Source organism: Bradyrhizobium sp. 2TAF24, from assembly GCF_052115025.1.
In the GTDB taxonomy this organism is placed as follows: Bacteria; Pseudomonadota; Alphaproteobacteria; order Rhizobiales; family Xanthobacteraceae; genus Bradyrhizobium_A.
This window is the reverse complement of the sequence record NZ_JBFRFW010000022.1, coordinates 1-25,487: the sequence shown is the minus strand read 5'-3', so window position 1 is coordinate 25,487 and position 25,487 is coordinate 1. Positions and strand designations below refer to the sequence as shown.

The 25,487-nt window shown below is 66.2% G+C and carries 22 protein-coding genes; 19 read left to right on the top strand and 3 right to left on the bottom strand.

The annotated features are described in order from the left end of the window. Window positions 1-221 precede the first annotated feature (221 nt). The 11 genes from thpR to AB4Z37_RS27680 all read left to right on the top strand — a co-directional run bounded on the left by thpR (window position 222) and on the right by AB4Z37_RS27680 (window position 13,685). A complete protein-coding gene (gene thpR / locus AB4Z37_RS27730; protein WP_441519937.1) occupies window positions 222-758 on the top strand; it encodes an RNA 2',3'-cyclic phosphodiesterase in 537 nt (178 codons plus the stop codon). 246 nt (window positions 759-1,004) lie between these two features. Further along, window positions 1,005-2,204, top strand: a complete 1,200-nt coding sequence (gene zapE / locus AB4Z37_RS27725; protein WP_441519936.1) for a cell division protein ZapE — start codon at window positions 1,005-1,007, stop codon at window positions 2,202-2,204. Window positions 2,205-2,370: 166 nt separating this feature from the next. Beyond that, window positions 2,371-3,339 (top strand): malate dehydrogenase, encoded by a 969-nt coding sequence (mdh, locus tag AB4Z37_RS27720; protein WP_441519935.1) that lies wholly within the window; start codon window positions 2,371-2,373, stop codon window positions 3,337-3,339. A gap of 49 nt (window positions 3,340-3,388) precedes the next feature. Further along, entirely contained in the window at window positions 3,389-4,585 is a 1,197-nt protein-coding gene (gene sucC / locus AB4Z37_RS27715) for an ADP-forming succinate--CoA ligase subunit beta (RefSeq protein ID WP_441519934.1), read from the top strand. A gap of 4 nt (window positions 4,586-4,589) precedes the next feature. Next, window positions 4,590-5,474 carry a succinate--CoA ligase subunit alpha gene (sucD, locus tag AB4Z37_RS27710; protein WP_441519933.1) on the top strand — a complete coding sequence of 295 codons (885 nt, stop codon included), beginning with the start codon at window positions 4,590-4,592 and terminating at the stop codon, window positions 5,472-5,474. Between the two features lie 300 nt (window positions 5,475-5,774). Further along, the gene (locus tag AB4Z37_RS27705; protein WP_441519932.1) at window positions 5,775-8,726 is read left to right on the top strand and encodes a 2-oxoglutarate dehydrogenase E1 component; all 2,952 of its coding nucleotides are present in this window, start codon (window positions 5,775-5,777) and stop codon (window positions 8,724-8,726) included. A 180-nt stretch (window positions 8,727-8,906) separates the two neighbouring features. Then, the gene (odhB, locus tag AB4Z37_RS27700; RefSeq protein ID WP_441519931.1) at window positions 8,907-10,148 is read left to right on the top strand and encodes a 2-oxoglutarate dehydrogenase complex dihydrolipoyllysine-residue succinyltransferase; all 1,242 of its coding nucleotides are present in this window, start codon (window positions 8,907-8,909) and stop codon (window positions 10,146-10,148) included. 4 nt (window positions 10,149-10,152) lie between these two features. Next, entirely contained in the window at window positions 10,153-10,797 is a 645-nt protein-coding gene (locus AB4Z37_RS27695) for a LysE family translocator (protein ID WP_441519930.1), read from the top strand. Window positions 10,798-10,807: 10 nt separating this feature from the next. After that, on the top strand, window positions 10,808-11,554 hold the full coding sequence (locus AB4Z37_RS27690; protein ID WP_441519929.1) for an SDR family oxidoreductase: 747 nt from the start codon (window positions 10,808-10,810) through the stop codon (window positions 11,552-11,554). Window positions 11,555-11,590: 36 nt separating this feature from the next. Further along, a complete protein-coding gene (gene lpdA, locus AB4Z37_RS27685) occupies window positions 11,591-12,994 on the top strand; it encodes a dihydrolipoyl dehydrogenase (protein WP_441519928.1) in 1,404 nt (467 codons plus the stop codon). A gap of 157 nt (window positions 12,995-13,151) precedes the next feature. Beyond that, the gene (locus AB4Z37_RS27680) at window positions 13,152-13,685 is read left to right on the top strand and encodes a hypothetical protein (RefSeq protein ID WP_441519927.1); all 534 of its coding nucleotides are present in this window, start codon (window positions 13,152-13,154) and stop codon (window positions 13,683-13,685) included. 206 nt (window positions 13,686-13,891) lie between these two features. Here the strand turns inward: AB4Z37_RS27680 and AB4Z37_RS27675 are convergent, their stop codons facing one another. Next, window positions 13,892-14,482, bottom strand: a complete 591-nt coding sequence (locus AB4Z37_RS27675; protein ID WP_441519926.1) for a DUF4337 domain-containing protein — start codon at window positions 14,480-14,482, stop codon at window positions 13,892-13,894. A gap of 119 nt (window positions 14,483-14,601) precedes the next feature. Continuing rightward, window positions 14,602-15,618: a tyrosine recombinase XerC gene (locus AB4Z37_RS27670; protein WP_441519925.1), complete on the bottom strand. Its 1,017-nt coding sequence runs from the start codon at window positions 15,616-15,618 to the stop codon at window positions 14,602-14,604. Between the two features lie 113 nt (window positions 15,619-15,731). On the opposite strand from AB4Z37_RS27670, the gene AB4Z37_RS27665 reads away from it, so the two are divergent. From AB4Z37_RS27665 to AB4Z37_RS27655, 3 genes are all read left to right on the top strand, one after another. Further along, window positions 15,732-17,921, top strand: coding sequence for a primosomal protein N' (locus AB4Z37_RS27665; protein WP_441519924.1), 2,190 nt, complete (start codon window positions 15,732-15,734; stop codon window positions 17,919-17,921). A 68-nt stretch (window positions 17,922-17,989) separates the two neighbouring features. Next, entirely contained in the window at window positions 17,990-18,469 is a 480-nt protein-coding gene (locus AB4Z37_RS27660; RefSeq protein ID WP_441519923.1) for a hypothetical protein, read from the top strand. Further along, the gene (locus tag AB4Z37_RS27655) at window positions 18,466-18,912 is read left to right on the top strand and encodes a hypothetical protein (protein WP_441519922.1); all 447 of its coding nucleotides are present in this window, start codon (window positions 18,466-18,468) and stop codon (window positions 18,910-18,912) included. Before AB4Z37_RS27660 ends, AB4Z37_RS27655 begins: the two co-directional genes overlap by 4 nt. A gap of 177 nt (window positions 18,913-19,089) precedes the next feature. On the opposite strand, the gene AB4Z37_RS27650 is transcribed toward AB4Z37_RS27655, so the two are convergent. Then, a complete protein-coding gene (locus tag AB4Z37_RS27650; RefSeq protein ID WP_441519921.1) occupies window positions 19,090-19,461 on the bottom strand; it encodes a septal ring lytic transglycosylase RlpA family protein in 372 nt (123 codons plus the stop codon). Window positions 19,462-20,371: 910 nt separating this feature from the next. Between AB4Z37_RS27650 and AB4Z37_RS27645 the strand changes: the two genes are divergently transcribed. The 5 genes from AB4Z37_RS27645 to AB4Z37_RS27625 all read left to right on the top strand — a co-directional run bounded on the left by AB4Z37_RS27645 (window position 20,372) and on the right by AB4Z37_RS27625 (window position 25,284). Next, window positions 20,372-20,932 carry a F0F1 ATP synthase subunit delta gene (locus AB4Z37_RS27645; RefSeq protein ID WP_441519920.1) on the top strand — a complete coding sequence of 187 codons (561 nt, stop codon included), beginning with the start codon at window positions 20,372-20,374 and terminating at the stop codon, window positions 20,930-20,932. Next, on the top strand, window positions 20,932-22,461 hold the full coding sequence (atpA, locus tag AB4Z37_RS27640; RefSeq protein ID WP_211967809.1) for a F0F1 ATP synthase subunit alpha: 1,530 nt from the start codon (window positions 20,932-20,934) through the stop codon (window positions 22,459-22,461). The genes AB4Z37_RS27645 and atpA overlap by 1 nt, the downstream gene beginning before the upstream one ends. 32 nt (window positions 22,462-22,493) lie before the next feature. Continuing rightward, window positions 22,494-23,369, top strand: a complete 876-nt coding sequence (locus AB4Z37_RS27635; protein ID WP_441519919.1) for a F0F1 ATP synthase subunit gamma — start codon at window positions 22,494-22,496, stop codon at window positions 23,367-23,369. A 70-nt stretch (window positions 23,370-23,439) separates the two neighbouring features. Further along, window positions 23,440-24,867, top strand: coding sequence for a F0F1 ATP synthase subunit beta (gene atpD, locus AB4Z37_RS27630; RefSeq protein WP_441519918.1), 1,428 nt, complete (start codon window positions 23,440-23,442; stop codon window positions 24,865-24,867). Between the two features lie 6 nt (window positions 24,868-24,873). Beyond that, a complete protein-coding gene (locus AB4Z37_RS27625) occupies window positions 24,874-25,284 on the top strand; it encodes a F0F1 ATP synthase subunit epsilon (RefSeq protein WP_441519917.1) in 411 nt (136 codons plus the stop codon). The last annotated feature ends 203 nt before the right edge of the window (window positions 25,285-25,487 follow it).

Below are 25,487 nucleotides of genomic sequence, written 5' to 3'. Positions count from 1 at the left end.
TGTCGGGAACCAGGGCAGGAACACGGCGCGCAGCGCGCCATGATCCGCTGCTCGGATGCGCCGGATGCCGGCGCAACCAGGCGTTCGCGATCGCTTGTCCAGGCCACACAACCTGCATCGTCGCGCGCGAGAAAACGCCGCCTCTTCGCACTGTCATCCGGCTGGGTTACTAATTGGATGTCAGTGATTCGCTGTCGGCCTCTGCATCGAGGACTTCTGAGATGCCGCGTCTTTTCGCCGGACTGGAAATCCCCCCTGACATTGGCAGGTCCCTCTCCGACCTGCGCGGCGGCCTCCCCGGAGCCCGCTGGATCGACCCCGAAAACTATCACGTCACCCTGCGCTTCATCGGCGATATCGATGGCCTTGCCGCCAACGAGATCGCCTTGACGCTGTTCCGCGTCAACCGCAGGCCGTTCGATGTGACGGTGCAGGGGCTGTCGAGCTTCGGCGGCAAGAAACCGCGCGCGGTGGTCGCCTCGGTGGTGCCGTGCCGACCGCTGATGGAGCTGCAGGCCGAACTCGAGCGGCTGATGCAGCGCATGGGCCTCGATCCGGAGGGGCGCAAGTTCACGCCACATGTCACGCTGGCGCGGCTGCGCGACGCCTCCAACCGGGATGTCGCGGACTATCTCTCGGTGCGCGGCTACTTCCCGAGCCGGGTGTTCACCGCCTCCCGCTTCGTGCTGTTCTCGTCACGCTCGTCGGTCGGCGGCGGGCCCTATGTGGTCGAGGATTCCTATGCGTTGAGCGCATAGAGCGGGCGCCGGTTCCGCCGCGGTCTCCAGGGCAGGGCGCTATCTCCCTGTTTCCAATCATATTTTTTGCCGGAAGCCGGCCTGGAACAGATGTCGGCACGGTAGGCGCGCGTGGCAGCCTCTTGCATTTTCTTCAATTGTTTGGCGGTAAGAAGCCGCTTCCTCCGGCTGCAATGAGCGTGCTCGCTGGTTTGGGCATGATCGTTCGCATTCCCGTCGCCTCGTTTCGGATTCTGCCCTCTGCCCATGGCTGCCGCTCCCTCCCCTCCCTTTCGAGATCAGTACCGGTCGCTGATCGCTGCCGGCGAGATCGAGCCGGATCCCGCACAGGCGGAAGCGGTCGAGGCCTATACCGCGCTCGACATGCGGCTCGACGGCTACAAGCCCGTCCACAAGAACGGTTTCCTCGGCCGGCTGTTCGGCGGCGACAAGAAGAACGGCAGGAACGGCGATGCGCCGCGCGGCCTCTACGTCCATGGCGAGGTCGGCCGCGGCAAGACCATGCTGATGGACCTGTTCTTCCATGCGAGCCCGGTGGCGCATAAACGCCGCGCGCACTTCCACGAGTTCATGGCCGATGTGCACGAGCGCATCTACGGCTTTCGCCAGAAGATTGCGCGCGGCGAGATCGCCGACGCCGATCCGGTGCGGCTCACCGCGCAGACCATCTTCGAGGAAGCGTGGCTTTTGTGCTTCGACGAATTCCATGTCACCGACATCGCCGACGCGATGATTCTCGGCCGGCTGTTCGAGCGGCTGTTCGCGCTCGGCACCGTGGTGGTGGCGACGTCCAACGTCGCGCCGGAAGATCTCTACAAGGGCGGCCTCAACCGCGCGCTGTTCCTGCCGTTCATCGCGCAGATCCAGCAGCATATGTCGGTACTGCGGCTCGATGCGCGCACCGACTTCCGGCTCGAGAAGCTCGCGGGAGCCAGGATGTGGCTGGTGCCGGCGGATGGTGCCGCCGATGCCGCGCTCGACAGCGCCTTTCTCAAGCTGACCGGCGGCGCCAAGGGCGCGCCGAAGGATCTCATGATCAAGGGCCGGGTGCTGCATGTGCCGCGGTCCGCGCACGGCGTCGCGCGGTTCTCGTTCGCGCAGCTGTGCGAGCAGCCGCTTGCGGCGTCCGACTATCTGCGGCTCGCGCACGACTATCACACCCTGGTGCTGGATCACGTGCCGGTGATGGACTTTGCCCAGCGCAATGCAGCCAAGCGTTTCATCACCCTGATCGATACGCTCTATGACAATGCGGTGAAGCTGGTCGCCTCGGCCGACGCCGATCCGGTGTCGCTCTATCTCGCCACCGAAGGGGTCGAAGCCAACGAGTTCAAGCGAACGTCCTCGCGGCTGATCGAAATGGGCTCGGAATCCTATCTGGCGCTGGCGCACGGGCGGAAGGATTCGACCGCCAGCGGCACCAGCACCGGGCTGGTCGAAACCTGATATGCCAGCGCCGACGGGGGCACGCCGCGTGTCCATTTTCCGGGCAGGGCGCCGTCGAGCCGTATTATTGGGCCGCCACCGACTTGAACGGGTGCGGCGAAAGAGCTAACAGCCTTCCAGGATTTTCCTCCCTTCTCCTCCCACTGGGTTCAAAGGACAGACTCCCATGGCACGCAACAAGATTGCTTTGATTGGCTCCGGTCAGATCGGTGGAACGCTCGCGCACCTCGTCGGCCTCAAGGAGCTGGGCGATGTGGTGCTGTTCGACATCGCGGAGGGCGTGCCGCAGGGCAAGGCGCTGGACATCGCGCAGTCCTCGCCGGTTGACGGCTTCGATGCCTCGCTCACCGGCGCCAACTCCTATGAAGCAATCGCGGGTGCCGACGTCGTGATCGTCACCGCCGGCGTGCCGCGCAAGCCCGGCATGAGCCGCGACGACCTCCTCAGCATCAACCTCAAGGTGATGGAACAGGTCGGCGCCGGCATCAAGAAGTATGCCCCCGAGGCGTTCGTGATCTGCATCACCAACCCGCTCGACGCCATGGTGTGGGCGCTGCAGAAGGCCTCGGGCCTGCCGGCGAAGAAGGTCGTCGGCATGGCCGGCGTGCTCGACTCGGCGCGCTTCCGCTACTTCCTCGCCGATGAGTTCAACGTCTCGGTCGAGGACGTCACCGCGTTCGTGCTCGGCGGCCACGGCGACACCATGGTGCCGCTGGCGCGCTACTCCACCGTCGCCGGCATTCCGCTGCCGGACCTCGTCAAGATGGGCTGGACCTCGCAGGCCCGCCTCGACGAGATCATCGACCGCACCCGCAACGGCGGCGCCGAGATCGTCAACCTGCTGAAGACCGGCTCGGCGTTCTACGCGCCGGCGTCGTCGGCGATCGCGATGGCCGAGAGCTACCTGCGCGACAAGAAGCGCGTGCTGCCCTGCGCCGCCCATCTCGCCGGTGAATACGGCGTCAAGGACATGTATGTCGGCGTGCCGGTGGTGATCGGCGCCAAGGGCGTCGAGCGCATCGTCGAGATCGAGCTCGCCGGCAAGGACCGCGAGGCGTTCGACAAGTCGGTCGCTGCCGTGCAGGGTCTCGTCGACGCCTGCAAGAAGATCGCTCCGGACCTGCTCGGCAAGTAAGCCGTCTGGTTCGTCACTCATGCGGGTTTAATGTCTTCAGGGGCAATCGATGAATATTCATGAGTATCAGGCAAAAGCGTTGCTGAAGGAGTTCGGCGTGCCGGTGTCGCGCGGCGTGCCGATCTTCAGCGCGTCCGAGGCCGAGGCTGCCGCCAAGGAGCTCGGCGGCCCGTTGTGGGTGGTGAAGAGCCAGATCCACGCCGGCGGCCGCGGCAAGGGCAAGTTCAAGGAAGCGAGCGCCGGCGACAAGGGCGGCGTCCGCCTCGCCAAGTCGATCGACGAGGTCAAGGCCTTCGCGCAGCAGATGCTGGGCAACACGCTGGTCACCATCCAGACCGGCCCGCACGGCAAGCAGGTCAACCGCCTCTACATCGAGGACGGCTCCGACATCGAGAAGGAGCTCTATCTCTCGGCGCTGGTCGACCGTGAGACCTCGGAGATTTCGTTCGTGGTCTCGACCGAAGGCGGCATGGACATCGAGGAGGTCGCGCACAAGACCCCTGAGAAGATCATCACCTTCTCGGTCGATCCGGCCACCGGCGTGATGCCGCATCACGGCCGCACCGCGGCGCAGGCGCTGGGACTGAAAGGCGATCTCGCCAAGCAGGCCGAGCAGCTGATCGCGCAGCTCTACACCGCGTTCGTCGCCAAGGACATGGCGATGCTCGAGATCAACCCGCTGATCATCACCAAGCAGGGTCAGCTGCGCTGCCTCGACGCCAAGGTGTCGTTCGACTCCAACGCGCTCTATCGCCATGCCGACGTGGTCGCGCTGCGCGACACCACGGAAGAGGACGCCAAGGAGATCGAAGCGTCGAAGTACGACCTCGCCTATATCGCGCTCGAAGGCACCATCGGCTGCATGGTCAACGGCGCGGGCCTGGCGATGGCCACCCTCGACATCATCAAGCTCTACGGCGAGAGCCCGGCCAACTTCCTCGACGTCGGCGGCGGCGCCTCGGAGGAGAAGGTCACCGCGGCGTTCAAGATCATCACGGCCGATCCGAACGTGAAGGGCATCCTGGTCAACATCTTCGGCGGCATCATGAAGTGCGACGTCATCGCGCGCGGCGTGCTGACCGCGGTGAAGTCGGTCGGCCTGACCGTGCCGCTGGTGGTGCGCCTCGAAGGCACCAATGTCGAGGAAGGCAAGAAGATCATCCGCGAGTCCGGCCTCAACGTGCTGCCGGCGGACGACCTCGACGATGCCGCGCAGAAGATCGTGAACGCCGTGAAGGGGAAGTGAGCCGATGTCCGTCCTGATCGACAAGAACACCAAGGTCATCACCCAGGGCTTCACCGGCAAGAACGGCACCTTCCACTCCGAAGGCGCGCTGGCTTACGGCACTAAGCTGGTCGGCGGCACCTCACCGGGCAAGGGCGGCTCCGTCCACCTCGGCCTGCCGGTGTTCGACACCGTCGCGGAAGCCCGCGAGAAGACCGGCGCCGATGCCAGCGTGATCTATGTTCCGCCGCCGGGCGCGGCGGACGCGATCTGCGAGGCGATCGCCGCCGAGATCCCGCTCATCGTCTGCATCACCGAGGGCATTCCGGTGCTCGACATGGTGCGGGTGAAGCGGTCGCTGTCGGGGTCGAAATCGCGCCTGATCGGGCCGAATTGCCCGGGCGTCGTCACCGCCGGCGAGAGCAAGATCGGCATCATGCCGGCCAACATCTTCAAGCCGGGCAGCGTCGGTATCGTGTCGCGCTCCGGCACGCTGACCTATGAAGCGGTGTTCCAGACCTCCCAGGAAGGCCTCGGCCAGACCACGGCGGTCGGCATCGGCGGCGACCCGGTCAAGGGCACCGAGTTCATCGATGTGCTGGAGATGTTCCTGGCCGACCCGAAGACCACGTCGATCGTGATGATCGGCGAGATCGGCGGTTCGGCCGAGGAGGACGCCGCCCAGTTCCTCAAGGACGAGGCCAAGCGCGGCCGCAAGAAGCCGATGGTCGGCTTCATCGCCGGCCGTACCGCTCCTCCCGGTCGCCGCATGGGCCACGCCGGCGCCATCATCTCCGGCGGCAAGGGCGATGCCGAATCCAAGATTTCGGCCATGGAAGCGGCCGGGATCGTGGTGTCGCCGTCGCCGGCCCGCCTCGGCCACACCCTGGCGGAGCTGCTCCGCAAGTAAGCCCGCGCCTGCGGCAAAAGGCGCGCCAACGAGACATGAGGCCCCGGCAACCGTCCGGGGCCTTTTTGTTGGGCAGGTCATCAGCCCTGCTGGTCTGCAACAGCTGGAAAATACGCGGCCTGTCAGGCGCTTGGAATCCAGCATGCGCGACTTAAAAAGATGAATTTCAAATCAGATCTTCGTTCTTTTAGGCGCGTACATTCGCCCCAAATAGGGTAAAGGATGCTTCATCAGCCTGCGCGGTCCCGCCGGGCTCATCCGACTATTTTTCCGCGCGATACAATAAAATCAGGACGCATCATGTCTCGCCAGGACGCGAATGCCGCTTTCGCTCTTACCTCCTTCCTCTACGGCGGCAACGCCGCCTACATCGACGAAATCTACGGCCGCTATGAGAAGGACCCCGCGTCCGTCGACGTCGAGTGGCAGGAATTCTTCAAGAGCCTGAAGGATCAGCCGGCGGACGTCGCCAAGAACGCCCAGGGGCCGTCCTGGGAGAAGGCCAACTGGCCGGTGACCCCTGCGGACGAGCTGACCTCGGCGCTCGACGGCAACTGGACCCAGGCCGAAAAGGCGATCGGCGGCAAGCTGCAGGCGAAGGCGCAGGCCAAGGGCGCGGAGCTGAGCGCCGCCGACGTCCAGCAGGCGACGCGCGATTCGATCCGCGCCCTGATGCTGATCCGCGCCTACCGCATGCGCGGTCACTTCTACGCCAATCTCGATCCGCTCGGCATCGAAGCGCCGAAGGACCATGAGGAGCTCGATCCGCGCTCCTACGGCTTCACCGACGCCGATTACGACCGTAAGATCTTCCTCGACCACGTGCTCGGCCTCGAGTTCGGCACGCTGCGCCAGATCGTCGCGATCTGCGAGCGCACCTACTGCCAGACGCTCGGCGTCGAGTTCATGCACATTTCCAATCCGCAGCAGAAGGCCTGGATCCAGGAGCGGATCGAGGGGCCGGACAAGGAGATCAGCTTCACCCGCGAGGGCCGTCGCGCCATCCTCATGAAGCTCATCGAGGCGGAAGGCTTCGAGAAGTTCTGCGACCTCAAGTTCACCGGCACCAAGCGCTTCGGCCTCGATGGTGGCGAATCGCTGATCCCCGCGCTCGAGCAGATCATCAAGCGCGGCGGCAATCTCGGCGTGAAGGAGATCGTGCTCGGCATGCCGCACCGCGGCCGCCTCAATGTCCTCACCCAGGTCATGGCCAAGCCGCATCGCGCGCTGTTCCATGAGTTCAAGGGCGGCTCGGCCAATCCGGACGAGGTCGAAGGCTCCGGCGACGTCAAGTATCACCTCGGCGCCTCGTCCGACCGCGAGTTCGACAACAACAAGGTTCACCTGTCGCTGACCGCCAACCCGTCGCATCTCGAGATCGTCGATCCGGTGGTGCTCGGCAAGGTGCGCGCCAAGCAGGACCAGCAGGGCGATCCGCCGGACCAGCGCACCTCGGTGCTGCCGCTCCTGATGCACGGCGACGCCGCGTTCGCCGGCCAGGGCGTGGTCGCCGAATGCTTCGGCCTGTCCGACCTCAAGGGCTACCGCACCGGCGGTTCACTGCACTTCATCGTCAACAACCAGATCGGCTTCACCACCTATCCGCGCTACTCGCGCTCCTCGCCGTATCCGTCGGACGTGGCGAAGATGATCGACGCGCCGATCTTCCATGTGAACGGCGATGATCCGGAAGCGGTGGTGTTCGCCGCCAAGGTCGCGATCGAATTCCGGCAGAAGTTCCACAAGCCGGTCGTGATCGACATGTTCTGCTATCGTCGTCACGGCCACAACGAGGGCGACGAGCCCGCGTTCACCCAGCCGGTGATGTACAAGAAGATCGGCTCGCACCAGACTACGCTGGAAATCTATGCCAAGCGCCTGGTCGCTGACGGCGTGATCACCGAGGGCGAGGTCGAGAAGGCCAAGGCCGACTGGCGCGCCCGGCTCGATGCCGAGCTCGAGGCCGGCTCCGGCTACAAGCCGAACAAGGCCGACTGGCTCGACGGCAAGTGGGCCGGCTTCAAGGTCGCCGACCTCGACGAGGATCCGCGCCGCGGCGTCACCGGCGTCGAGGCCGACAAGCTCAAGGACATCGGCCGCAAGATCACCAGGGTGCCGGACGGTTTCCGTGTCCACCGCACCGTGCAGCGTTTCCTCGAGAACCGCCTCAAGGCCATCGATGGCGGCCAGGGCATCGACTGGGCGACCGCCGAAGCGCTGGCGTTCTGCACCCTGATGGAGGAAGGTCACCACGTCCGTCTGTCCGGCCAGGACAGCGAGCGCGGCACCTTCTCGCAGCGCCACTCGGTGCTGTTCGATCAGGAGGACGAGAGCCGCTACACGCCGTTCAATCATCTGTCCGAGAAGCAGGGCCACTACGAGGTCATCAACTCGTTGCTGTCGGAAGAGGCGGTGCTCGGCTTCGAGTACGGCTACTCGCTGGCCGAGCCCAACGCGCTGACCATGTGGGAGGCGCAGTTCGGCGATTTCGCCAACGGCGCGCAGGTGGTGTTCGACCAGTTCATCTCCTCGGGCGAGCGCAAGTGGCTGCGCATGTCGGGCCTCGTCTGCCTGCTGCCGCACGGCTATGAGGGCCAGGGTCCGGAGCACTCCTCCGCCCGCCTTGAGCGCTACCTGCAGATGTGCGCCGAGGACAACATGCAGGTCGCCAACTGCACCACGCCGGCGAACTACTTCCACATCCTGCGCCGGCAGCTGAAGCGCGAGATCCGCAAGCCGCTGATCCTGATGACGCCGAAGTCGCTGCTGCGCCACAAGCGGGCGGTGTCGACGCTCGCCGAGCTCGCCGCGGGCACCTCGTTCCACCGCGTGCTGCACGACGATGCGGAGAAGGGCGGCGACCTCAAGCTGGTCGGCGACGACCAGATCCGCCGCGTCATCCTGTGCAGCGGCAAGGTCTATTACGACCTCTACGAGGAACGCGAGAAGCGCGGCGTCAACGACGTCTACATCCTCCGCGTCGAGCAGCTCTATCCGGTGCCGATGAAGACGCTGGTGCAGGAGCTCGGCCGCTTCAAGAAGGCCGAGGTGGTGTGGTGCCAGGAAGAGCCGCGCAACATGGGCGGCTGGCATTTCATCGAGTCCTATCTCGAGTGGGTGCTGAACCAGATCAACGCGCCGAACCGCCGCCCGCGTTATGTCGGCCGCGCTGCGTCGGCCGCGACCGCCACCGGTCTGATGTCGAAGCATCTGGCGCAGCTCAAGGCGTTCCTCGACGACGCGCTGGGTTGAGGCAGAAGGTTGTGCGGCAGTCCGCGCGGCGAGAGTCCCTCCCGCCGCGCGGCGCCGCTGACGGCACTGCGACGTTCAATTCCTGGAATTCGAGGTCCTGGTTGCCAGGGCTTCGCCCGCCTTCAGATTTGAGACGCCGGCCCCGGGCCCATCCGGACGCCGCGCAAAAGGGAAAACACCATGACTGAAATCCGTGTTCCGACGCTCGGCGAATCCGTCACCGAGGCGACCATTGGCCGCTGGTTCAAGAAGCCGGGCGAGGCCGTCGCCGTCGACGAGCCGTTGGTGGAACTGGAAACCGACAAGGTGACCATCGAGGTGCCGGCGCCGGCCGCCGGCACGCTCGGCGAGATCGTCGCCAAGGACGGCGAAACCGTCGCCGTCGGCGCGCTGCTCGGCCAGATCTCCGATGGCGCCGCCAGCGCCAAGCCGGCAGCGGCCGCTGCTGCCCCCGCCAAGGCGGCGCCCGCGCCGGCCGCCGCCGCTCCGGCTCCGGCCGCGCCGAAGGCGCCGCCGGTTGACGCGCCGCTCGCGCCCTCGGTGCGCAAGCTCTCGGCCGAGAGCGGCGTCGATGCCTCGACCGTGCCGGGCTCGGGCAAGGACGGCCGCGTCACCAAGGGTGACATGCTCGCCGCGATCGAGCGCGCCGCGTCCGCGCCGACGCCGGTCAGCCAGCCGGCCGCCGCCGTCCAGGTGCGCGCGCCGTCGCCGGCCGACGACGCCGCGCGCGAAGAGCGCGTCAAGATGACCCGCCTGCGCCAGACCATCGCGCGCCGGCTCAAGGACGTGCAGAACACCGCCGCGATGCTGACGACCTTCAACGAGGTCGACATGAGCGAGTTGATGAAGCTGCGCTCGCAGTACAAGGACCTGTTCGAGAAGAAGCACGGCACCAAGCTCGGCTTCATGGGCTTCTTCGCCCGCGCCGTGGTGCAGGCGCTCAAGGACGTGCCCGCCGTCAACGCCGAGATCGACGGCACCGACCTGATCTACAAGAACTACTACCACATCGGCGTCGCCGTCGGCACCGACAAGGGTCTCGTCGTGCCGGTGGTGCGGGACTGCGATCACAAGTCGCTCGCCGAGATCGAGAAGTCGATCGCTGAATTCGGTCGCCGCGCGCGCGACGGTCAGCTCAAGATCGAGGAGATGCAGGGCGGCACCTTCACCATCTCCAACGGCGGCGTCTATGGCTCGCTGATGTCGACGCCGATCCTCAACGCGCCGCAGTCCGGCATTCTCGGCATGCACAAGATCCAGGAGCGGCCGGTCGTGATCGGCGGCAAGATCGAGATCCGGCCGATGATGTATCTGGCGCTGTCCTATGATCACCGCGTGATCGACGGCAAGGAGGCGGTGACCTTCCTGGTGCGCATCAAGGAGAGCCTGGAGGATCCGGCGCGCCTCGTCATGGACCTGTGATGTGATGCTCCTGTCGCCGGAGTTCCTGACCCTGTTCGGCGTGTTCGTGCTGGCCGCGATCGTGCCGGGCGCGGACTTCGCCTGTGTGCTGCGCGAGAGCGTCAGCTTCGGGCGACGGGCCGGGATCCTGTCGGCGCTGGGAGTGAGCTCGGCGATCATGGTCCACGTCGCCTACACGGTAGCGGGCGTGGGCCTGATCATCGCCCAGTCGATCGTGCTCTTCACCATCGTGAAATGGTGCGGCGCGGCCTACCTGATCTATATCGGGTCGCGCTCGCTGATGGCGCGCCGCCGCCTGACGGGCGGCGGTGAGGCGCTATCGGCATCCGCGCCGGCGCAGGGGCGACGACATGCGGCGACGTCCTACGGCGTCGGCTTCCTCTCCAACCTGCTCAATCCCAAGGCGACGCTGTTCTTCATGTCGCTGTTCGCCACCATTGTCTCCCACGACACGCCGATTGCGACCCAGTTCGCCTACGGTGCGACGCTCGCCGTGTTCCTGGCGCTGTGGTTCAGCTTCGTCGCGGTGTTCCTGACCACGCGCGGCGTGCGCGCGGCGTTCGAGCGCATGGGACACTGGATCGATCGCGTCACGGGTCTGGTGCTGATCGCGCTCGGCGTGCGGATCGCCCTGCAGCGCGCGAGCTAGGGGAGGCGAGGTGATGGACCGTGTCGCGATCATCACCGGCGGGAGCCGCGGCATCGGTCGCGCCACTGCACTCGCCGCGGCGCGGCGCGGCTGGCGGGTCTGCATCGCCTACGCCACCAACGCGGCGGCCGCCGGCGCGGTGGTCGCCGAGATCGAGGCAGGCAAGGGCGCGGCGATCGCGGTGCGCTGCGACGTTGCGCATGAAGCCGACATCGTTGCCCTGTTCAGGGCCGCCGACGGCTTCGGCCCGCTCGGGGCGCTGGTCAACAATGCCGGCGTGGTCGGCGTTACGGCGCGTCTCGACGACATGAGCGCCGAGCGCATCCAGCACATCATGACCGTCAATGTGGTCGGCAGCCTGCTGTGCGCCCGCGAGGCGGTGCGGCGGATGTCGACGCGGCACGGCGGGCAGGGCGGCGTCATCGTCAACCTGTCGTCGGCGGCGGCGCGGCTCGGCTCCGCCAACACCTATGTCGACTACGCGGCGTCGAAAGGCGCCATCGACACATTTACGCGCGGCCTTGCCGACGAGGTCGCCGCCGAGGGCATCCGGGTCACGGGCGTGCGCCCGGGCCTGATCGATACCGAGATTCACGGCAGCGGCGGTGATCCCGAGCGCGCGCATCGGCTGAGCTCCAGCGTGCCGATGCGGCGGGTCGGCACTGCCGATGAAGTTGCGAGCGCCATCGTCTGGCTGATGTCGGACGAGGCGTCCTATGTCACTGGTTCAATTCTCGACGTGTCCGGCGGGCGTTAGGCGTCCGCGGCGTCATCACTTGCTACAGGAGAACTCATGGCGAGCTACGACCTCATTGTCATCGGCACCGGCCCCGGCGGATATGTCTGCGCAATCCGTGCGGCGCAGCTCGGCCTGAAGGTCGCTGTCGTCGAGAAGAACCCGACGCTCGGCGGCACCTGCCTCAACGTCGGCTGCATGCCGTCCAAGGCGCTGCTGCACGCCTCCGAGCTGTTCGAGGAGACCGAGCACTCCTTCGCCAAGATGGGCATCGGCGTCAGCAAGCCGAAGCTCGACCTGCCGGCGATGATGAATTTCAAGCAGGAAGGCATCGACGGCAACGTCAAGGGCGTCGATTTCCTGATGAAGAAGAACAAGATCGACGTGCTGCGCGGCACCGGCCGCATCCTCGGCGCCGGCAAGGTCGAGGTCAGGGCCGCCGACGGCAAGGCCGAGACCCACGACACCAGGAATATCGTCATCGCCACCGGCTCCGACGTCACCCGCCTCAAGGGCATCGAGATCGACGAGAAGCGTGTGGTGTCGTCGACCGGCGCGCTGTCGCTCGACAAGGTGCCGGAGAAGCTGCTGGTGATCGGCGCCGGCGTCATCGGCCTCGAGCTCGGCTCGGTGTGGCGCCGCCTCGGCGCAAAGGTGACGGTGGTCGAATTCCTCGATCGCATCCTGCCGGGCATGGACGGCGAGATCGCCAAGCAGTTCCAGCGCATCCTCGAGAAGCAGGGCGTCAGCTTCAAGCTCGGCGCCAAGGTCACAGGCGTCGACGCCTCGGGCAAGACGCTGAAGGCGCAGGTCGAGGCCGCCGCTGGTGGCAGTCCGGAAACCATCGAGACCGACGTGGTGCTGGTCGCCGTCGGCCGCGTGCCCTACACCGAGGGCCTCGGCCTCAAGGAAGCGGGTGTCGCGCTCGACAACCGCGGCCGGGTGCAGACCGACGCGCATCTCGCCACCAGCGTTCCCGGCATCTACGCCATCGGCGACGTCATCGCCGGGCCGATGCTGGCCCACAAGGCCGAGGACGAAGGCGTGGCGGTGGCCGAGATCATCGCCGGCCAGGCCGGCCATGTGAACTACGACGTCATCCCGGGGGTGGTCTACACCACCCCGGAGGTCGCCGCGGTCGGCAAGACCGAGGAAGAGCTCAAGCAGGCCGGCGTCGCCTACACCGTCGGCAAATTCCCGTTCACCGCCAACGGCCGCTCCAAGGTCAACCAGACCACCGAAGGCCTGGTGAAGATCCTCGCCGACGCCAAGACCGATCGCGTGCTCGGCGTGCACATCGTCGGCCGCGAGGCGGGCGAGATGATCCATGAGGCGGCCGTGCTGATGGAATTCGGCGGTTCGGCGGAGGATCTGGCGCGGACCTGCCACGCCCATCCGACCCGCTCGGAAGCCATCAAGGAAGCCGCCCTGGGCGTCGCCAAGCGCAGCATCCATATGTAGCGGCTAAACGTCACGGCCCGTGCCGCGGGCCGCTCTGCCTCCTTTGCGCCGCAGTGTCGCAGTGAGGTCGGGCTGTCCGGGCGCGGTCGTGTCGATGCTGCGGTCTCGTATCGCAGCAGCAGACACGGCGGTCCGGGGCAATGCCGGGGAAAGTGTCATGCGCCGCCTGTTGAAGCCGTTCTGGTTCCTGCTGGCCCTGCTGTTTCTGGTTGAAGCATGGTTGTGGGACCACCTGGTCCCGCTGATCCGCTGGGTTGTGGACGCCATTCCGTGGCGTGCCCTCAAGGTGCGTCTCGCCGAGGCGATCGATCATCTGTCGCCGCAGGCGACCCTGGTCGTGTTCCTGATTCCGGCGGCGATCTATTTCGGGCTCGAGCTCATCGCGCTGTGGCCGCTCGCTTACGGCCGCTGGCTGCTGGCGCTGATCGTGCTCGGCGTGGCCAAGGTGATCGGCGCCGCCATCACCGCCTTTGCCTTCGATGTGACGCGGGACAAGCTGCTGCAGATGAACTGGTTCCGGCGCGGCTACGACACCGTCATCGGCTGGCGCGATGTCGCACACCGTCTGGCGGATCCGCATCTGCGGGACATCCGCGCCTGGCTTGCCGAGCTGCGCCCCGCCGCGCGGTCGCGGTTCGCCCGCTTCGTGCAGCGGCTGCGCCGCCGTGCCCAGGCGACCGTCTCCAAATAACTCACCCATTCGGCGGGCGTTCGTCGCCCGCTTGAGCGCAAAGATGTGCGGGACGATCTCGCCGCATCAACCCTGGATGCCGCTGCGCTCATCCGGGCTGCGGCGCTGTGCCTGCCCCGTCATCCGAGGCTCGCTCGCACCTCAGGGGTGACGAATCAGGTGACGCCGACCTCAGTCCTCTGAGGCCGGGCCGACGAGGACCGTCGTCAGAGCAGGTGCACCGCGTGCGGCGCGAACACGCCGATCAGGGTGAAGGCGATGCCCCCGAGCGCGAGCAGGCCGGAAATCCAGGCCAGCGCGATCATGCCGGTGATGATGGTGGCGGATGCCAGCACGATGGCGATCTGGAAGGCGGCGGAAGCCACCTCGAAGTGATGATATTTGGCGAGCGAAGTGTCGCGCTCGTGCTCGGCATGCTTGGCGCGCTCGGCGAGCTGCTCGGTGCCTTCGTTGGTTTCCGGCTCCGAGCGGTAGCGCGCCGCGGTCTTCTGCCAGTCGTCGATCTGCTTCTGCGCTGCCGCCTTCTGGGCCTCGTCGGTCAGGGTGGGGGCGGTGATCTTCAGCCCCTCGGCTGCGGTCTGCACCGCGGTCCGGCGAATGGTCTTGGCCTGGAAGAACGACCACAGGTTGGAAGCTTCGACGTTCTTGCTGATCGATTCGGTCTGCGCGCCCTTGCCGAGTGTTTCCGACAGCGCCAGACACAGCGCGATCACCGCGATCAGCAGTGCAATCTTCTTGTTCTCGCCGGAAGCATGCTCGGCATGCTCCGCGTGCTCCATGCTCTCATGTGCACTCATGATAACCCCTCCTGCCAAGTGCCGTCCCGCGCCCCACGTTTGACCGAACGGGCAGGGCTTCGCAAGAGGCAAGTCAGCGGCTGGCCGGCCGAAGCGCGGCGCTGCCAGTCATTGCGGTGTCATGCGCGGGGGTGCGTGGTCTTGTAGACGTCCATCAGCCGCTCGGCGTCGATGCCGGTGTAGATCTGGGTGGTGGACAGCGAGGCATGACCGAGCAATTCCTGGATCGCCCTGAGGTCGCCGCCGCGGCTGAGCAGGTGGGTGGCGAAGGAGTGGCGCAGCGCATGCGGGGTCGCGCTGTCGGGCAGGCCAAGGGCGCCGCGCAGGCTCGCCATCGCCAGCTGGATGATGCGCGGGCTGAGTGGCCCGCCCTTGGCGCCGACGAACAGCGCCCCTGCCGGCGCCAGCGCGTAGGGGCACACCGCGACATAGTCGGCGATCATGGTCAGCACGTTCTGCAGCACCGGCACCATGCGAGTCTTGTTGCCCTTGCCGGTCACCACCAGCACATCGCCGGCGCCGGGCGCCGGCACGTCGCGCCTCTTCAGCCCCAGCGCCTCGGAGATGCGCAGGCCCGAGCCATAGAGCAGGCCCAGCACCGCGGCGTCGCGGGCGAGAATCCAGGGTTCGCGGTCCTCGCCGGCCCGCAGGTCGACGTCGACGATGCGGCGTGCCGTCGACATCTGCAGCGGTTTGGGCAGGCTCTTGCTGATCTTCGGTGCGCGGATCGCCGACAGCGCACCGACCTTGCCCTTGCCTTCACGCTCCAGGAAGCGCGCGAACGAGCGCAGACCGGCGAGCGCCCGCATCAGCGAGCGCCCGGCGATGGCATCGGAACGCCGAGCGGCCATGAAGGCGCGCACATCGGTGGCCTCGAGCCGGGCGAAGCGCGTCAGGGTGAGTTCGTCCCCCCAGTGCTCGGTGAGGAAGACCAGAAACTGGCGCAGGTCGCGGGCGTAGGCCTCGAGGGTCTTGGGCGACAGCCGCCGTTCGGCGCGCAGGTGCGACAGCCAGCGCGTCATCTCGCCGAGCAGGTCCGGCGCCGCGCAGGTCAGGGGGGCGGTCTCCGGCGAAGCGGTGTCCTTGGTCACGTGGCGGTTCTCCTGCCTCGCGGCGGGCGTTGATCCTCGGGGCATCATCGGAGCGGTTGGTTCAGTCCAGGTTAACCGCGCCGGGCGCTGGCCGCGGCCAGCGGAGGATTCTAGATTGGGTTGTCTATTGCCTCCCAGGTCCGCCGATTCGCCCCCTCATGGCTTCCCCCGTCAGTTCCATCCGCTTTGTCGATGTCCTGGTGCCGGTGGCGCTCAACCAGACCTATTCCTATCGCATTCCCGCCGGCATGACGCTGGCGGCCGGCGACGTCGTCGGCGTGCCGCTCGGCGCGCGTGAGGTGCTCGGCGTGGTGTGGGCCGACAACGCCCATCCCGAGCCGCGCCTGCACAATCGCCTCAAGGACGTCGCCGAGAAGGTCGATGTGCCGCCGCTGCGCGGCGAGCTGCGCTCCTTCATCGACTGGGTCTCGACCTACACCCTGTCGGCGCGCGGCATGGTGATGCGCATGGCGCTGCGGATGGGTGAGAACCTCGGGCCGGAGCGGGTGCGGCTCGGTGTCCGCCTCGTCGGCACCCCGCCGCAGCGCCTCACCCCGGCGCGCCGGCGGTTGCTGTCGGTGCTCGACGACGGCCTGCTGCACGCCAAGTCCGAGGCCGCCAGGGAGGCCGGCGTCAGCGTCGGCGTGGTCGATGGCCTTGTCGACGAGGGCACGCTGGCGGTCGAGGTGATGCCGAAGCCGCCGCCGCCCCCGGCGCCCGATCCGTCGTTCGCCCAGCCGGATTTCTCACCCGAGCAGCAGGCCGGCGCGGAGGCGTTGCGGACCATGGTCGCGAACGGCGCGTTTCAGGTGGCGCTGCTCGACGGCGTCACCGGCTCGGGCAAGACCGAGGTGTATTTCGAGGCGGTGGCGGAGGCGGTGCGGCGCGGCCGCCAGGCGCTGCTTCTGATGCCGGAGATCGCGCTCACCGGCCAGTTCCTCGACCGTTTCGCGGCGCGGTTCGGCGTGCGGCCGCTCGAATGGCATTCGGAGCTGACGCCGCGCACCCGCGCCCGCAACTGGGCGGCGATCGCCTCCGGCGAGGCCCATGTGGTGATCGGCGCGCGCTCGGCGCTGTTCCTGCCCTATGCCGATCTCGGCCTCATCATCATCGATGAGGAGCACGAGCAGGCCTACAAGCAGGACGACGGTGCGCACTACCATGCCCGCGACATGGCGGTGGTGCGCGGCCATATCGCGAAGATTCCGGTGGTGCTGGCGTCGGCGACACCTTCGGTCGAGAGCGAGGTCAATGCCCGCAAGGGCCGCTACCAGCGCGTCGCGCTGCCGTCACGGTTCGGCGGCCAGCACATGCCGCATATCCAGGCCATCGACCTGCGGCGCGCCGGGCCGCCGCGCGGCCGCTTCATCTCGCCGCCGCTGGCGGAGGCCGTGCGCCACGCCATCGAGCGGCGCGAGCAGGCGCTGTTGTTCCTCAATCGCCGCGGCTATGCGCCGCTGACGCTGTGCCGCGCCTGCGGCCACCGCTTCTCCTGCAACATCTGCGACGCCTGGCTGGTCGATCACCGCTTCCGCCAGCGTCTCGTCTGCCATCACTGCGGCTTCTCGGTGCCGCGTCCCCATGTCTGCCCGAGCTGCAATGCCGAGGAATCGCTCGCCGCCATCGGGCCGGGCGTCGAGCGGCTGCAGGAGGAAGCGGCGCAGCTGTTTCCGGAGGCGCGCAGCATGGTGCTGTCGAGCGACCTCATCACCTCGATCGAGACCATGCGCGCCGAGCTCACCGAGATCGCCGAGGGCCGCGTCGACCTCATCATCGGCACCCAGCTCGTCGCCAAGGGGCATCACTTCCCGCGGCTCAACCTCGTCGGCGTCATCGATGCCGATCTCGGCCTCGGCAATGGCGATCCGCGCGCTGCCGAGCGCACCTTCCAGCTGCTCAACCAGGTCATCGGCCGCGCCGGCCGCGAGCAGGGCCGCGGCATCGGCTATTTGCAGACCCACCAGCCGGAGCACCCGGTGATCAAGGCGCTGATCGCCAACGACCGCGAGGCGTTCTACGACAACGAGATCGAATCGCGCGAGCGCACCGGCTATCCCCCGTTCGGCCGCCTCGCCAGCCTCATCATCTCCGCCGGCGACCGGCCGACTGCGGAGGGCTTCGCGCGGCGGCTCGCGGCGATGGCGCCGGTCGACGACCAGGTGCAGGTGCTGGGACCCGCCGAGGCGCCGCTCGCGGTCATCAAGGGCCGCTACCGCTTCCGCCTGCTGGTGAAGTCGCTCCGCGCATACGACCTCTCCAGCTATCTCCGCGACTGGCTGGCCGCGGCGCCGAAGACGACAGGCAACCTCAAGCTCGAGGTCGATGTCGACCCGCAGAGCTTTCTGTGATCTGATCAACCCGTGGTTGCGCGAAGCCGGCCTACCGAGCCTGTGCGCGAATCCGCGGGGAGCGTTTCTTGAAAATCAAAATCAAATCCATCCTGATCTGGACCGGCGCGACGTTCCTGGCGGCGCTGGCGCCGATCTTCGTCCTGTCCGCGACGCTAGACTTCATGGCCCCGCTACCCGAGATGTCGGTGTCGTCCTTCTTGATCAGGTTCTTCTTCTATTCGGGAGTGGTGCTTCCCTTCACCCTGTTGACTGCCGTCGTCCTCGGATTACCGGCCGCGCGCTTTTGCCTCGCGAAGCGTTGGACACACTGGATCGCCGCGGTCATCGGCGGCGCTCTTATCGGCGCGGTCGCGGCGTTTCCAACGGTGTGGTTCTACGCGGGCTTTTTCGGACTTCAAGCGTGGCACAGCTACGCGATGTTCGCTGCGGCTGTCGTCGGCTTCGGTGTGCTTGGCGCGCTGGTGTTCTGGGGAACGCTCAAGCTGTCCGGCGAACTCACGCCGGGACGCCCGGGTCCCGCGGTGGTTTCAGGGGAAGGAGTGTGAGGGGCAGGTTCGACACCATTCTGATCCGGGGGATCGCCACGTTTCTTGCTGCGCTGGTGCCGGTCATCATCTTTGCGGCAAACGCTCTCATGACGGCGCGATATGATTCGCTGACGATCGTCAGCTTTTGTGTGGCCGTCGGGTTTCCTGCGGCGCTGACATTGGCTGTGATCGTTGGGCTCCCTGTCGCGCTGTTCTGTCTGGCGAGACGCTGGACGCACTGGATCGTTGCGATGTTCGGTGGCTTTCTGATGGGCCTGATCATCACGTTCCTGATGATGTGGCTCTTCGACCAGTTTCCCGCGATCAGCGATCCCTTGAGCGACTGTCTTTCCGGCGGCCTGCTTGGCTTGTCGGGTGCGCTGGCGTTCTGGAGCACGCTCAAGCTGTTTGGCGAACTCGAGCCGCGAGGTAGGGACACGGCCGGTCAAGCGCCGGCCTGATCGATCCACGGCAGGGTGGAGCTGTGGTCCAGCGGCCTCATGGGTGAGGATGACAGGATCAGCGCATGAAAACGCCTGCCATCGCTCCCACGATGGCAGGCGCTCGGGACTTCGCGGAAGACCCGTACCCCTGAACGCTACGCTACGCTACTGAACTGGAATGATGCGCTGGTGCGCTTACTGGACTTCTGCGACGACGCGGCCGACGCCGCGGCCCGTCAGGCCGACCGCGCGTGCCGCGCCGGTCGAGAGGTCCAGGACCCGGCCACGGATGAACGGGCCACGGTCGTTGACGGTGACGACGACACTGCGGCCGGCATGGGTCACCTTGAGACGGGTGCCGAACGGCAGGGAACGGTGGGCGGCCGTCATGGCGTTCTGGTTGAAGCGCTGGCCCGAGGCGGTGCGCCGGCCGGCTTCGTTGCCATAGTAGGAGGCCATCCCCGAGAAGGTGTGGCCCGAGCTGATCGAGGCGTGGGCCTCACGCCAGTCGCGGCGCGACTTGGCGTCTGCGGCGGACATGCCGCCGGCAAGCACTGACGCGGCCATCGCGGCGGTCATGACTGAGCGAAGCCGCCACGGCGGGAAGTTAAGATTTCGAATCATCAAGTTACCCCTCGGATCGTATTGCAGCGTATTACGTCAGGATGGCTGGCTATAACCCGCGACCCCATAGGCATAGGAACGGTTCACCCGACAATGGGGCGTAAACGCGGCGCTGGAAATTGTTCCCTAAACGATGAGGTTTTTTGTTCAAATCTGGAAATAATATTTTTAACTTGGACTAATCTTGAAATTAAGAAATCGTTAACCGTCAGTTTTGGACGAATACTGAAGAAGAAAGACTTCATTAAAGTTTCACAAGAACAGTGAGGCTTCGTTGCATCACGGCGCGTTATGCGTCGACCGCAATGCATCATGATCTGGGCGCGGGGCTGTGTGGGTTCGGGCGGGGTGAAATGCCCCTTGCCGTGTGCCGGGGATCGGCGCGGGCGCTTTCGCGGTCGCGGGAACACGTGGCCCGGGTTTGATCCCGAAGACGGCGGTCCCGGTAAGGGGGCGCGCGATCGGGAAGGGGGCCGGTCGTGGCCGGGTCCCCCAAGGTCATGGGTCTGGCGACCGCCCCACCTGGGGTTGGGCGGGCCCGAACATCGCCAGGGCCGATTCAGCCGAAAGATGGATGTCGCGGTGCAGTGCATTGCGGCCCGCGAAATTCACGCGCCGGGCGAAGGGCTTCACCCGGCCGGCGCCAGCGCGACAAACCATCACGAGGCGCGCCGCGTCATGTTGCACCTGCGCGCCGCGTATGTTAGCAAACCGCGATTTTTAGCGGCGGCGGCGCTTGCCTGTCGCCCGGAAATAGAAGTCCCGCTTGAATTCCAAGGACTTTGATCGCCGGTCACCCCGTGAGACGACGATCCCTGTGCTTGGCCTTTCGACAGCCAGATAGAGCTTATTCGTGGCAACAGAAGATCCGTCGGTTTCTGGAGTGTCCGGTCGCTATGCGACGGCGCTGTTCGACCTCGCGCGCGATGAAAAGTCCGTCGACGCCATCAAGGCCGATCTGGACAAGTTCAACGCGCTGATCACCGAAAGCGCCGACCTGGCGCGGCTGGTCCGCAGTCCGGTCTTTACCGCGGACGAGCAGGCCAAGGCGCTCTCGGCGGTTCTCGCCAAGGCGGGCATCGGTGGTCTCTCCGCCAAGTTCCTCGGTGTGCTCACCGCCAACCGCCGGCTGTTCGCCGTGGCTGACGTGATCCGCGCCTTCAACAAGCTGGTCGCCCGCTACAAGGGCGAGGTCTCGGCCGACGTCACCGTCGCTGAACCGCTCAGCGACAAGAACCTCGACGCCCTCAAGACGGCCCTCAAGTCGGTGACCGGCAAGGACGTCGCTCTCAACGTGAAAGTGGATCCCTCGATCATCGGCGGGCTTGTCGTCAAGCTCGGCAGCCGCATGGTCGACAGTTCGCTTCGCACCAAACTCAATTCGATCAAGCACGCGATGAAAGAGGCAGGCTGATGGACATCCGCGCCGCGGAAATCTCCGCAATTCTCAAGGACCAGATCAAGAATTTCGGCCAGGAGGCCGAGGTCTCGGAAGTCGGTCAGGTGCTCTCCGTCGGTGACGGCATCGCCCGCGTCTATGGTCTGGACAACGTCCAGGCCGGTGAAATGGTCGAGTTCGAGAACGGTACGCGCGGCATGGCGCTGAACCTCGAAACCGACAACGTCGGCATCGTGATCTTCGGCGCCGACCGCGAGATCAAGGAAGGCCAGACCGTCAAGCGCACCCGCGCGATCGTCGACACCCCGGTCGGCAAGGGCCTGCTCGGCCGCGTCGTCGACGCCCTCGGCAACCCGATCGACGGCAAGGGCCCGATCCAGGGCGCCGAGCGCAAGCGCGTCGACGTCAAGGCGCCGGGCATCATTCCGCGCAAGTCGGTGCACGAGCCGATGGCCACCGGCCTCAAGGCGATCGATGCGCTGATCCCGGTCGGCCGCGGCCAGCGCGAGCTGATCATCGGCGACCGCCAGACCGGCAAGACCGCGATCGCGCTCGACACCATTCTCAACCAGAAGCCGCTCAACGCGCAGCCGGACGAGAAGATCAAGCTGTATTGCGTCTACGTCGCGATCGGCCAGAAGCGTTCGACCGTCGCGCAGTTCGTGAAGGTGCTCGAAGAGCAGGGCGCGCTGGAATACTCCGTCGTCGTCGCCGCGACCGCGTCGGATCCGGCCCCGATGCAGTACCTCGCGCCGTTCACCGGCTGCACCATGGGCGAGTATTTCCGCGACAACGGCATGCACGCCGTGATCATCTATGACGACTTGTCCAAGCAGGCCGTCGCCTACCGCCAGATGTCGCTGCTGCTGCGCCGCCCGCCGGGCCGCGAAGCCTACCCCGGCGACGTGTTCTACCTGCACTCCCGCCTGCTCGAGCGCGCCGCGAAGATGAACGACGACCTCGGCGCCGGTTCGCTGACCGCTCTGCCGGTCATCGAGACCCAGGCGAACGACGTGTCGGCCTACATTCCGACCAACGTGATCTCGATCACCGACGGCCAGATCTTCCTCGAAACCGACCTGTTCTATCAGGGCATCCGTCCGGCGGTGAACGTCGGTCTGTCGGTGTCGCGCGTCGGTTCGTCGGCGCAGACCAAGGCGATGAAGAAGGTCGCCGGCAAGATCAAGGGCGAGCTCGCGCAGTACCGCGAAATGGCGGCGTTCGCGCAGTTCGGCTCCGACCTCGACGCCGCGACCCAGCGCCTGCTGAACCGCGGTTCGCGCCTCACCGAACTCCTCAAGCAGCCGCAGTTCTCGCCGCTGAAGATGGAAGAGCAGGTGTGCGTGATCTGGGCCGGCACCAACGGCTATCTCGATCCGCTGCCGCTCGCCAAGATCCGCGCGTTCGAGGACGGCCTGCTGTCGCTGCTGCGCGGCAAGCATGTCGAGATCCTCGATGCCATCCGCACCAGCCGCGATCTCTCGGATGATGTCGCCGGCAAGCTGAAGGCTGTCGTCGAAGGCTTCGCGAAGACGTTCGCGTAAAGCAGGCAAGGCGCCGAGAGGACTAAGCCGCAATGGCCAGCTTGAAAGACATGCGCGTCCGCATCGCCTCGACCAAGGCGACGCAGAAGATCACCAAGGCGATGCAGATGGTCGCGGCGTCCAAGCTGCGCCGCGCGCAGACCGCCGCCGAAGCCGCCCGGCCCTACGCCGAGCGGATGGATGCAGTGATCACCAACATCGCGGGCGCCGCCTCCGGAGCTGGCAACGGCCCGGCGCTCCTTGCCGGCACCGGCAAGGACAACGTGCATCTGCTCCTGGTGTGCACCGGTGAACGCGGCCTGTCGGGCGCGTTCAACTCCTCGATCGTGCGTCTGGCGCGCGAGCGCGCCAACGCCCTGATCGCTCAAGGCAAGACGGTGAAGTTCTTCTGCGTCGGCCGCAAGGGCTACGAGCAGCTGCGCCGCAACTTCGACAAGCAGATCGTCGAGAACATCGAGCTGCGCTCGGTGCGCCAGCTCGGTTTCAAGAACGCCGAGGACATCGCCAAGCGGGTGATCGCCCGTTTCGAGGCCGGCGAGTTCGACGTCTGCACGCTGTTCTACGCCCGCTTCAAGTCGGTGATCGCCCAGATCCCGACCGACCAGCAGATCATTCCGCTGGTCATCGAGAAGGCCAAGGATGGTGCTGCGTCGGCGGTCTACGACTACGAGCCGGCCGAGGACGAGATTCTCACCAGCCTGCTGCCGCGCAATCTCGCGGTGCAGATCTTCCGTGCGCTGCTCGAGAACAACGCTTCGTTCTACGGCGCGCAGATGAGCGCAATGGACAACGCGACCCGCAATGCCGGCGAGATGATCCGCAAGCAGACGCTGGTCTACAACCGGACCCGTCAGGCCATGATCACCAAGGAGCTGATCGAGATCATCTCCGGCGCCGAGGCGGTCTAACGCAATCGTACAGGACATTATCCGTCACGCTGACGGTCGTTGAATTCAAGATTTCGAGGAGAAAGTTCCCATGGCCCAGCCAGCCAATCAGCTCGGACGCATCACCCAGGTCATCGGCGCCGTCGTGGACGTGCAGTTCGAAGGCCATCTGCCGGCCATTCTGAATGCGCTCGAAACCAAGAACGCCGGCTCGCGCCTGGTGCTCGAGGTCGCCCAGCATCTCGGCGAATCGACCGTGCGCACGATCGCGATGGACACCACCGAAGGTCTGGTGCGTGGCCAGGAGGTGACCGACACCGGCAACCCGATCTCGGTGCCGGTCGGTGAAGCGACCCTCGGCCGCATCATCAACGTCGTCGGCGACCCGGTCGACGAAGGCGGTCCGATCGCAGCTGACGGCGTCCGCGCCATTCACCAGCCGGCTCCGGCCTATACCGAGCAGTCGACGGAAGCTGAAATTCTCGTCACCGGCATCAAGGTCGTCGACCTGCTGGCGCCTTACGCCAAGGGCGGCAAGATCGGCCTGTTCGGCGGCGCCGGCGTCGGCAAGACCGTGCTGATCCAGGAGCTGATCAACAACGTCGCCAAGGCGCACGGTGGTTACTCGGTGTTCGCCGGCGTCGGTGAGCGTACCCGCGAAGGCAACGACCTCTATCACGAGTTCATCGAATCGGGCGTCAACAAGAAGGGCGGCGGCCAGGGCTCCAAGTGCGCGCTGGTGTACGGCCAGATGAACGAACCGCCGGGCGCCCGCGCCCGCGTCGGCCTCACCGGCCTCACCGTCGCCGAGCACTTCCGCGACCAGGGTCAGGACGTGCTGTTCTTCGTCGACAACATCTTCCGTTTCACCCAGGCGGGCTCGGAAGTGTCGGCGCTGCTCGGCCGCATCCCGTCGGCGGTGGGTTACCAGCCGACGCTCGCGACCGACATGGGCGCGCTGCAGGAGCGCATCACCACCACCACCAAGGGCTCGATCACCTCGGTGCAGGCGATTTACGTGCCGGCCGACGACTTGACCGACCCGGCGCCGGCGACCTCGTTCGCCCACTTGGACGCGACGACCGTGCTCAACCGCGCGATCTCGGAAAAGGGCATCTACCCGGCGGTGGACCCGCTCGACTCGACCTCGCGCATGCTCTCGGCGATGATCGTCGGTGACGAGCACTACAACACCGCGCGCCAGGTCCAGCAGATCCTGCAGAAGTACAAGTCGCTGCAGGACATCATCGCCATTCTCGGCATGGACGAACTGTCCGAAGAGGACAAGCTGACGGTGGCCCGCGCCCGCAAGATCGAGCGCTTCCTGTCGCAGCCGTTCCACGTCGCCGAGGTGTTCACCGGCTCGCCCGGCAAGTTCGTCGAGCTCGCCGACACCATCAAGGGCTTCAAGGGCCTGTGCGAAGGCAAGTACGATCACCTGCCGGAAGCTGCCTTCTACATGGTCGGCACCATCGAAGAGGCAGTCGAGAAGGGCAAGAAGCTCGCGGAAGCGGCGTAATCAGCCATGGCCACGTTCCACTTCGATCTCGTTTCTCCGGAAAAGATCGCCTTCTCGGGTGAAGTCGACCAGGTCGACGTCCCCGGGCTCGAGGGCGACTTCGGGGTGCTGGCCGGACACTCGCCGCTGGTGGCGAGCGTGCGCCCGGGCATCCTCACCGTCACCGTGAACGGCAAGCATCAGAAGATCATCGTGCTCGGCGGCCTCGCCGAGGTGAACGCGAAGGGTCTGACCGTCCTTGCCGACACCGCCACCTCCATCGAGGAGCTCGATCGCGCCGCGTTCGCGCAGCAGATCGCCGACATGGAAGAGGGTCTCAAGGACGAGGAGCCGGGCGACGCGCTCGACCGCGCCATCTCGCGCCTCGACCACTACAAGACGATCCAGCAGCAGGTCACGTCCACCGCGATGCACTGACCGCCGGATCGGCGATACACAGGTTCAGGAAACCCGGTCTCGTGAGAGGCCGGGTTTTTTGTTTGACGATGACCCCAGCCCGACATTTCGCTGGACTGCGCTGAAGCCCGATACAGCAGGTTTATCAATAACTTACGCGCGTCCATCATATGCCGGTGCTTTCCGAAACCTGACCCGGCTTCCGCTCTCGCGGCCCCTATGTG